Origin of the sequence: Kitasatospora sp. NPDC087315, assembly GCF_044744345.1 — a bacterium.
GTDB lineage: Bacteria > Actinomycetota > Actinomycetes > Streptomycetales > Streptomycetaceae > Kitasatospora.
Genome location: NZ_JBIUYD010000066.1, coordinates 1 through 1,077, shown reverse-complemented (window position 1 = coordinate 1,077; position 1,077 = coordinate 1). Strand labels below are relative to the sequence as shown.

Genomic DNA, 1,077 nt, shown 5'->3' with positions numbered 1-1,077 from the left:
GGCCGTGACTGCGTGCCTTTTGAAGAATGAGCCTGCGAGTTTGCGGTGTGTAGCGAGGTTAACCCGTGTGGGGTAGCCGTAGCGAAAGCGAGTCCGAATAGGGCGTTTGAGTTGCATGCCCAAGACCCGAAGCGGAGTGATCTAGCCATGGGCAGGTTGAAGCGGAGGTAAGACTTCGTGGAGGACCGAACCCACCAGGGTTGAAAACCTGGGGGATGACCTGTGGTTAGGGGTGAAAGGCCAATCAAACTCCGTGATAGCTGGTTCTCCCCGAAATGCATTTAGGTGCAGCGTCACGTGTTTCTTGCCGGAGGTAGAGCACTGGATAGGCGATGGGCCTCACCGGGTTACTGACCTTAGCCAAACTCCGAATGCCGGTAAGTGAGAGCGTGGCAGTGAGACTGTGGGGGATAAGCTCCATGGTCGAGAGGGAAACAGCCCAGAACACCGACTAAGGTCCCTAAGCGTGTGCTAAGTGGGAAAGGATGTGGAGTCGCAGAGACAACCAGGAGGTTGGCTTAGAAGCAGCCACCCTTGAAAGAGTGCGTAATAGCTCACTGGTCAAGTGATTCCGCGCCGACAATGTAGCGGGGCTCAAGCACATCACCGAAGTCGTGTCATTGCAGCATGAAGGGCTAACGCCTGCTGTGATGGGTAGGGGAGCGTCGTGTGCCGGGTGAAGCGGCGGTGGAAACCAGTCGTGGACGGTATACGAGTGAGAATGCAGGCATGAGTAGCGATACAAGAGTGAGAAACTCTTGCGCCGATTGACCAAGGGTTCCTGGGTCAAGCTGATCTGCCCAGGGTAAGTCGGGACCTAAGGCGAGGCCGACAGGCGTAGTCGATGGACAACGGGTTGATATTCCCGTACCCGCTTTGAAGCGCCAACGCTGAACCTCTTGATGCTAAGCCCGTGAAGCCGGCCTGGAGTCTTCGGACAAAGGGACGTGGTGGAGCCGGTGGCCCAATGGGGTAGTAGGTGAGCGATGGGGTGACGCAGGAAGGTAGTCCAGCCCGGGCGGTGGTAGTCCCGGGGTAAGGGTGTAGGCCGAGTGATAGGCAAATCCGTCACTCATT

General features: G+C 57.2%; 1 rRNA gene. It reads left to right on the top strand.

Annotation, left to right across the window (positions count from 1 at the left end):
* Nucleotides 1-1,077: ribosomal RNA gene (locus tag ACIO5D_RS38495) — 23S ribosomal RNA — on the top strand; the annotation flags it as partial.